We start from the raw sequence: 7767 nt of genomic DNA, 5'->3' as shown, positions 1-7767 counted from the left end.
ACTGCGATGAGGGCCAGGGGCTTTTTCACTTTTTCTCCTCTTGGGTGGGCAGGTACAGGAAGGCAGAAGGGACATCGCTGCTGACGGTCCGGGTGTAGTAGTTGTGGTCATCCGGGGGCGGGTTGCCGTTGTAGCCCTCTTCGACGTAGGTCCCGTCGTCGTTGACTTCCTTGACCACGGCGACGTGGCCGTACTTTGGGTCCGCTCCCCCGGCGCCGGGCGCGTACCAGACGACCGCCCCGACACGAGGGACAGAACCGGTGGGCCAGCCTTTGGCGTCCCAGCCGGCCTTCCACGTCAGGGCCGAGCCCAGGGCCTGCCCGTCGGGGCGGAAGGTGCCGTTGAGGAACTTGAATGGTTCGCCGGTGGACCCCATTTGCTGGTTCACCCGCCACAGGGCGAAGTCCACGCATTCGCGGTAGAACATGCCCAGCGGGGATGCGGCGGCTGTGCTGGCGCCGACCTGCATCCAGGTTGGAGAGTTTTTCCAGGGGTAGTCATCCCCGGCACCGGACTGGCCCGGGATGGCGCAGTCGCTGCCTTCGAGGGTGAACTTCCCGTCCGAGAGGGCCTGGACGAGCTTGACGGCCTCGGGCCAGTACTGCTGGTAGTGGTACGGGTCGGCATTGCGCTGGACCTTGTTCCCGGCGAGGGTCGGTTCCAGGAGTTCCCAGCCTTCGACCTTCTGCAGGGCTTTGATGAAGTTCGTGGCGCTGGTGGTTGGGTCCATACGGTCTGCATAGGAGCCCCACGCACCGTTGTCGCGCTGCTGGAACAACCCACGGGAGTCCGGGCCCGGTCCGTCGCCGTAGTCCAGAACGCGCAGGCCCGACTCCCCGAGGGACACCATGACGCTGATCATCTGTCCCTTCACGGACAGGTTCAGTGCGTTACCGGCACCCATGATCGCCGCGGCGTTTTTCAACTGCTCTTCGGTGTAACCCTCGACCTTGGTATCGCCGTCGATAGCAACAGAGACGGCCGGACCGCAGGTGGCGGCAGCAGGCTTCGCGGGGGCGAGTAGCAGGAGCATGGTGAAGATCAGGCCAAAGAAGAGACCGGGGATGGCAATGACTGCTACTACGCCAAGCGACTTGCGCTGCATTAGGAAAGTCCCCCGTCCCGCTTGCGTACCCAGGACTCTTGGCGCCGCAGGGCAACAACCCCGAAATAGAAGGCTTCAAGTTCTTGGGATGCACGCTCACGAAGCTCTCCGTGCATCGGCCACGGTGTGCCGAATGCCAACAAGTCGGTCACTGCCTGCACTCCCCCAAAAAAGACATCGTTTCCACAACTACCAGCACCCGCAGACATTTCTCCACCGAGTGGACACAGCCCGCCATTCTCCACAAATTCAGAGCAAAACGCTTGTCAAAAGAGCTCTTTGAGACGGAACTAACTCCAAAACATCACTGCGCTCACTAGGTCGCCTGCCCCTTTCCTATGGCTAACGCGCACCTTCTAAGACCAAGTCTAGTGCATTTAATGCATTAGTTGTAGCTGCTAGTGCATTAAATGCACTAGCATGATCGGGAGGGTAGGTAAGACAAAATAGGAGGATGCCGCGCTATGTCAGTCCCAGCTCACCGATGCCAAAGAAGCTCTCGACGTTGACCGAAATCCTTGGCATTCCCCAGCTGCGGGCAGAAATCCTGCGCTTCCTCTCGCAACACCCGGACGGGGCAACGTCCGGTGAAATAGCGGCCGCTATCGGTACCCGCTACCAAACAGTTCAACGACACTTGGAACAGTTGGAAGAGCTGAAGGCTGTAAAAGCCAGTGTGAAACCGCCGCGCCAGGGCCATCATGTTGTCTTTAAGATCAAGCCCAACGTCTTGGCGGAAGCGGTCGAGAAAAACGCTTCCTACATACAAGGCTCATAACGACACGCCGGGGTAACAGCGTCCCACTTAAGGCAATCGGATTGCTATTGGCTAGTGCTCAGTACCCCGAACTAGGAGGACCCATGGCACGGATGCATAAAGGCGATCGTCAGACCGTCACATCTAAGATTCCGCGGGCGGACGCCGAAAAGCTCAACAGGGTTGTTGAGATCACGTCCGAAAGCCGCTCCGAACTTCTTGCGCGGCTGCTGCATGACCACCTAAAGACCATTGATCTTGATGCCCTAGACGGCCAGGAGGCTTTGCCTATCGCAAAGGCCAGTTAAAAACTGAAGGCCCGCACTAAGGCGGGCCTTCAAAGCGTATGTAGTTCAGATCCGAAATCTTGGCGGACCACGATCTGAACTTTATCCAACACCCACCCAGTGGGTGGATCTTGTCGTACCCCCCGAGGAAGGAACTGGTCCTATCGTACCGCTTTTGGCATCCGCGTCAACGCACCCCAACAGCAGTGTCGGCTGCCAAGTCGCCCCTGCTGACGCCTGGGTCCTTGCTCCACTTATCGCAGGCCATGCGTCATACCGTCTTGGCCGGTGGATAGGTGACCGTTTCCAGTACCCCCGACCCAAAGCTGTAGCCAACATCACTGCTGCGCTGCCGGCGCGTCCGGCAGCTGTCATGGTCCACGGGCCAGATGGCAGCGTTGCCACACTCTGCCTCGACCTGGACACGTCGAAAGCCGTCAAAGCAGTCGTTGACGCAGACGCAGAACGCCTGCGCACCATGCTTACCACCTGTGGTGTCGTCTTTGTGGAGGACTTCTCCCCCAGCGGCGGTCGGCACCTGTACATCCCGCTCCGGCAACGCCTAGATGCGGCCGAGGCGCGCGAACTTGTAGAAGCGTTGGCCCTGACAGCAGCGAGCTTGGATCCAAGCCCGCACCAGAACGTCACCGACGGATGTATCCGCGTCCCTGGCTCGGCTCACAAAACCGGTGGCCACCAGGTACTCATCACCCCCCTGTCCCAGGCATACGACGTCCTGCGGCGTAGAAACGCACCTGCAGCTATCGCGGCCCTCCGGACCGCGCTAGGGCCTGAACTGGCCCGCAACCGTGCCCTGAAATCGCATCGGGCCAAAACAGCTGCGGCACAGCGCACAGCGGCCCACCATCTGCTGCGGCTGCATAGTGGCAGCGAGAGCGCGCTGCGCCGAACCGCTCGCACCGGCCTCTACGACACAACACGTTACAAAAGCCCCTCTGAGGCCCGCATGGCCGTTCTCAACCACTTCAACGCCTGCGGCTGGACCCTCGCCCAGGTAGAGAACGAACTGAACGGCCAGTTCCCCGGCCTCGCCGCCCTCTACGGCACGACTGCGAAGCAAAATCGACTCATCAAGCAGGAATGGGCCAACGCCGAAGCTTGGACAAAAACTGAACCCCGCGAAGGAAGGGGAAAAGATGCACTTATTAACAACACAAGCCCCACAAAACCCACAGGGGGGGCATCCAACCGCAGCACAGCTTCAATTCACCAACTCGTGAACGACCTGGAAAATGTGCTCTACGCGGTACTCGACCACAGACTCAGAGAACGCGGCCGCGAAGGCCTCAGCCTCCGCTTCCTCATCCGCGCGCTCCTCGCCTACATGAGGACGAAGGAAACTGATCTTCTGGACATTGGATGCCGCACTCTGGCCGCAGCTATGGGAAAGCATCACGTCACGATTGCGAGGCTCCTGCCCGCCTTGGTTCAAGCCTCAGATGGCATCCTCACCAAAGTCGCTGACGCTCGCCACAAAGCAGCAGATGTATATCTCATTCAGCTACCCGAGCAGTATCAACAACTGGCCCGTGAACTCAGCTGGCGAAAAGGCAAAATTCACTCCATACGGCCCGTGTTCCGTGCCCTCGGCGACGCAGCAGCCCTTGTCTACGAGACAATCGAGCGCGGCCGCCACTCCCCCACTACCGCAGAACTCATACGAAGCACCGGAATCAGCCGCACAACCGTTGAGAAGGCCCTCATCGCAATGAAAGGGTTTGGCATGATCCACCGGGACGGCCGGCACTGGAAGATCACCGCCACAGCTAATCTTCGCGCCCTCGCGGAACGGCTGGGCGTAATGGAGGACTACCAAGCCCAGATAAGCCGCAACCGGCGGGAACGTGCTGCCTGGCACGCTTACTTGGATCGATTTTCGGACGGCCAAGTAAACGAAGGTGACCTTTACGATCCCGAGCGTGAAGAACATTGGATGCCACCCGATGACGCGGCGTTGTGGCTGGCAGCGTAGACGATACCCAGTTGTCGTCTATGGTTCGCGGGTTTCGCAAGTGAAAAAAGCATAGACAGGGAAGCCAGCTTCTCAAGTGAAACTACTGTTGCTGCCTACGTCCTTGGGGTCACGTCCCTTGGCGGGAAACGACTACCCCGGCAAAACGAGTACCCGGCTCGCGGGTTCTCCAGTCGTCGTTTATGGTCCGCTGGTTTCACAAGTGAAAAAAGCCTAGAAGGGGAAGACGGGCTGGCAAGTCAAGCCCTGCTGGTTTCACATGGTTCGCTTGTTTCGCAGGGTCCGCTGGTTTCACAAGTGAAAAAAGCCTAGACGGGGCGGACAGGCTGGCAAGTCGAGCCCTGCTGGTTTCCCATAGTTCGCCGGGTTCACCCGGTCCACTTTGGTAGCCGGTTTCACTTGGTCCACTTGGTTCGCCGGTTCCGCTGGGTTCGCCGGTTCTGCTGGGTTCGCCATTTTCACAAGTGAAGAAAGGATAAACAGTGAAGACGGGATTGGCAGTCGAACCCTGCTGGTTTCACATGGTTCACAAGTGAAAAAAGTGAAGACACGGAAACCAGCTTCCCAAGTAGAGCCACTGTTGCTGGTTACGCTGGAATCACTTTGGAAGGGGAACATATGAAACTCGATGTGGACCGCGGTGCCCTCAGCCGCGTTATTGCGGTAATAAATGGGAAGGGCGGGGTTTTTAAGACCAGCCTGGTTGCAAACGTTGGGGGACTTCTTGCCGAGGGCGGGTCGCGAGTGCTCCTCGTGGACCTTGATCCCCAGGGGAACCTTGCCGAAGACCTTGGCTATGCCGATCAAGGTGACGGAGGTAGAAGCCTGGCAGCCTCGCTGTGCTTTGGGGGAGAACCAGATCTGCTCTTGAGCGTGCGCCCTAATTTGGACGTCATCGCCGGAGGTCCTCAACTTGATGATGCTGCCGCTTTCCTTGGAGCCAAGGCCCAGAAGGACCGTGACGCTGCACAGCTAGCTCTAGCTAAACTACTTGCCAGGGTGGCGGGTGAGTACGACCTTGTTCTGCTCGATTGTCCTCCAGGGAACGAGCCGTTGCAGGCTGCAGCTGTGGCTGCCGCCCGGTATGCGTTGGTGCCGCTCAAGACCGACATGTCCAGTCGTAAGGGCGTCGCCGCAGTCGCAGCGCGCATGGACAGCGTTGTTGGACTCAACCCGGCGTTGGATCTGTTGGGCGTCGTCCTTGTCGGGACCGGTACGAATTCTAAGCAGGTACACAAGGTCACCCGAGACCACCTCACAGCAGATTTTGGTACTGACGAAGTGCTGTTTCCGATGTCCATTCGGCATGCAGAGGCAACCGCCCAGGCGTGTCGGGAACGCGGATTGCTGGCCCACGAACTGGAACGGGAACTTAGCAAAGGACCGAAATGGTGGGAGGTCCTCCGCGGGGAAGCGAAAGCCGGGAACGCGGGGCCGAAGTCGGCTTCCAGCGTTGCCGAGGACCTCCATGCAGTTGCTATGGAAGTAACGCGCCGCATCGCTGTCGCAGAATCTCAGGAGGTCAACGCGTGAGCGCCGAAGCAACAACACCCGGCCGGCCCGCACTTGGCTTGCCTCCGAAACGCAATGCCGCACCCTCCACAGATGCCCCCCTGGCCCGAATGCTCCCCGGGCACCGACCCGAGGCGCCGAAAAAGGAGGAACCCAAGGATTCCGAAACAGCCAACATGACGGTGAGTATCCCCGCTGCCCTCCGCAACCGGGCGCGGGCCGCGTACAAGGCGACCAGCTACGCCGAAGGAGACAACACCTGGAGCCATTTCGTGACCAAGGCCATCGAAGCAGAAACCGCGCGCCGCGAAGCCGAACACAACCAGGGCGAGATGTATCCATCCTGGGGAGAAAAACTTCCCGGCGGCCGACGTCTCAAAGACAGCTGAACAGCACCGCTAGGTCCATAGATCGACGCTGGGGTATTGCGGACTGACGGAAAAGCAGTGGGCAGGTTTATTCGTAGAACCTGGACAGGGGCTGGGTGCATCAGTGACGCTGCCAGAGGTTCGTCATGGGGGTGAACTGGGCGGACGTGTGGCAGAGCCGATCTGCTAGCTGCACCGCGACTTATCAGGCTCGCCCCGCCGAAGTGGAGACCACGCTGTCCTGCGCCGGGAAGCAACTAGTTCTGGCCGCCGTCGATCACGCGCAGGGCAGGGGCGTCTTTCGGCCACGGATACAAGGTGTCGACCCGCTCAAATCCCAGGACGCCTTCAGGCTTTTCGAGGATGACAGAGTCCTGGTGGGAGCCTGCAGCATGGGCAAGTGCCGCCAGCACAAGATCCAGCAACGCCCGGTCGAGCCCCGGTACAACGTCGGAGAGTGCAACCTGCTCATCGCCTCCAAGGGATGCCGCGATCATCAGGAATCGGTGCTCACCACCGGAAAGCCCGTCTATGTTCTCGGGGATGGCCTCGAAATCGATCCAGCTCCGGCCTTGCTCATCGCTGTGCATCCATGGCCAGCCCGCTTGGGCGAAGCGCCCGTTAAAAGCACGGAGAAGAAGTTCTGTGGCGGCTTCGCAGGGGAGGGAGCCTCGTGCCCATTCACGTAGCGCCTGGGGAGTGAACGTCATAGGTGCATCATGTCACGGCTGACTCGGCCCACGGCGTGAGCCGGCAGGTCTCCCGAGCTTAGGTCCGGTCAGATCTACTGAATGCCCGCGCGATCGCCTGGATGGGGTAAGCAGTTAGCCAGGTAATCTCAGCAAGAATCAGAAGAATCCCCACAGCGGTCAGCTGCCCGATGAACATCAGGAGCGCCACGACCAACGTTCCACCATAGGTCAGGACAAAACTCAACGTGTCCGTGTCAAAGGGCATTAGTGGTCAACAAGTCAGGTGAGGGGGAGCGAGGTGGCAGGTGCCGGTACAAGGTGGTGCGTTTCAGCCCAGTCTTGGCGGTGATCTCCTTCATGGAGAAGCCCTTGTCTCGCAGCAGGGCGGCGTGTTCGAGCTTGTCGGCATCGATCACGGAAGGCCGTCCAGTGCGGCGCCCGTTGGCAGATGCCACTGCGCGGGCATGTGAGGCGCGTTCTGCTGCATAGGTTCGTTCCATCTCTGCGAAGAGTGCCAGCATGACAACGGCCAGTTGCGCCATGGGACTGTTCGGGTTCGAAGTGTCGATGGGCAGGGGATCAGCCAGCGTCCGGACACCAACGCCGCGTTCCTTGAGTTCGTGGACCAGGTTTAGGGTGTCCCGCACTGTCCGCCCCAGCCGGTCCAACGTGTGGACCACAAGCACGTCGCCGGCTCTGGCGTGACGTAACGCGTCCTGAAGCCCCGCGCGATCGGTGGTGGCGCCGGACTTCTTGTCCGAGAAGACCGTTTCGATGCCGGCGGCCGCCAAGGCGTCCAGTTGCCGGGCCAGATCTTGTTTCACCGCTGACACACGCGCATACCCAATCTCCATGCCTAAAACCGTACCGAAAGTTGTCCCTGTGACGGGCCATTGTGGCGGGGGTTTTGGAACAACAAACGGGACAGTCAGATTAAGCGGCATCTAGACGATCCGGATCCGCGGGAGAGTGTCCCGCCAAGGTGTCCCAGTTCTAAGGAAGTGGGACACCCACGGCAACGAAGAAGTAGACCACAACTCTGACCTGAGACTG

At 59.9% G+C, this 7767-nt stretch carries 8 protein-coding genes; 5 read left to right on the top strand and 3 right to left on the bottom strand.

All coding sequences use genetic code 11. The features are described from left to right. Window positions 1–25: 25 nt before the first annotated feature. Window positions 26–1105, bottom strand: a complete 1080-nt coding sequence (locus tag BS38_RS0120655; RefSeq protein ID WP_028272489.1) for a CHAP domain-containing protein — start codon at window positions 1103–1105, stop codon at window positions 26–28. 454 nt (window positions 1106–1559) lie between these two features. Between BS38_RS0120655 and BS38_RS25855 the strand changes: the two genes are divergently transcribed. The 5 genes from BS38_RS25855 to BS38_RS25845 all read left to right on the top strand — a co-directional run bounded on the left by BS38_RS25855 (window position 1560) and on the right by BS38_RS25845 (window position 6043). Then, complete coding sequence (locus BS38_RS25855; RefSeq protein WP_081818995.1) at window positions 1560–1883, top strand: helix-turn-helix domain-containing protein; 324 nt, start codon at window positions 1560–1562, stop codon at window positions 1881–1883. A gap of 83 nt (window positions 1884–1966) precedes the next feature. After that, window positions 1967–2170 carry a hypothetical protein gene (locus BS38_RS0120645; RefSeq protein ID WP_012311495.1) on the top strand — a complete coding sequence of 68 codons (204 nt, stop codon included), beginning with the start codon at window positions 1967–1969 and terminating at the stop codon, window positions 2168–2170. Between the two features lie 352 nt (window positions 2171–2522). After that, a complete protein-coding gene (locus BS38_RS25850) occupies window positions 2523–4142 on the top strand; it encodes a hypothetical protein (protein ID WP_043439436.1) in 1620 nt (539 codons plus the stop codon). Window positions 4143–4760: 618 nt separating this feature from the next. Next, window positions 4761–5675 carry a ParA family protein gene (locus tag BS38_RS0120635; RefSeq protein WP_012311493.1) on the top strand — a complete coding sequence of 305 codons (915 nt, stop codon included), beginning with the start codon at window positions 4761–4763 and terminating at the stop codon, window positions 5673–5675. Continuing rightward, complete coding sequence (locus tag BS38_RS25845; protein ID WP_043439434.1) at window positions 5672–6043, top strand: ParB family protein; 372 nt, start codon at window positions 5672–5674, stop codon at window positions 6041–6043. The genes BS38_RS0120635 and BS38_RS25845 overlap by 4 nt, the downstream gene beginning before the upstream one ends. Window positions 6044–6279: 236 nt before the next feature. Here BS38_RS25845 and BS38_RS0120625 read toward each other — a convergent pair whose 3' ends face one another. After that, window positions 6280–6732 (bottom strand): hypothetical protein, encoded by a 453-nt coding sequence (locus tag BS38_RS0120625; RefSeq protein WP_012311492.1) that lies wholly within the window; start codon window positions 6730–6732, stop codon window positions 6280–6282. A 236-nt stretch (window positions 6733–6968) separates the two neighbouring features. After that, window positions 6969–7568, bottom strand: coding sequence for a recombinase family protein (locus BS38_RS25840; RefSeq protein ID WP_043439429.1), 600 nt, complete (start codon window positions 7566–7568; stop codon window positions 6969–6971). Window positions 7569–7767 lie beyond the last annotated feature (199 nt).

The sequence above is a fragment of the Arthrobacter sp. UNC362MFTsu5.1 genome (assembly GCF_000685965.1).
Taxonomy (GTDB): domain Bacteria; phylum Actinomycetota; class Actinomycetes; order Actinomycetales; family Micrococcaceae; genus Arthrobacter.
Note: the sequence above shows the minus strand (reverse complement) of the source record. Positions and strands in the feature narration are given on the sequence as shown.

Coding starts and splice junctions, on each gene's coding strand:
- BS38_RS0120655 (WP_028272489.1), bottom strand. CDS start 1,105: ATGCAGCGCAAGTCGCTTGGCGTAGTAGCAGTCATTGCCATCCCCGGT.
- BS38_RS25855 (WP_081818995.1), top strand. CDS start 1,560: ATGCCGCGCTATGTCAGTCCCAGCTCACCGATGCCAAAGAAGCTCTCG.
- BS38_RS0120645 (WP_012311495.1), top strand. CDS start 1,967: ATGGCACGGATGCATAAAGGCGATCGTCAGACCGTCACATCTAAGATT.
- BS38_RS25850 (WP_043439436.1), top strand. CDS start 2,523: ATGGTCCACGGGCCAGATGGCAGCGTTGCCACACTCTGCCTCGACCTG.
- BS38_RS0120635 (WP_012311493.1), top strand. CDS start 4,761: ATGAAACTCGATGTGGACCGCGGTGCCCTCAGCCGCGTTATTGCGGTA.
- BS38_RS0120625 (WP_012311492.1), bottom strand. CDS start 6,732: ATGACGTTCACTCCCCAGGCGCTACGTGAATGGGCACGAGGCTCCCTC.
- BS38_RS25840 (WP_043439429.1), bottom strand. CDS start 7,568: ATGGAGATTGGGTATGCGCGTGTGTCAGCGGTGAAACAAGATCTGGCC.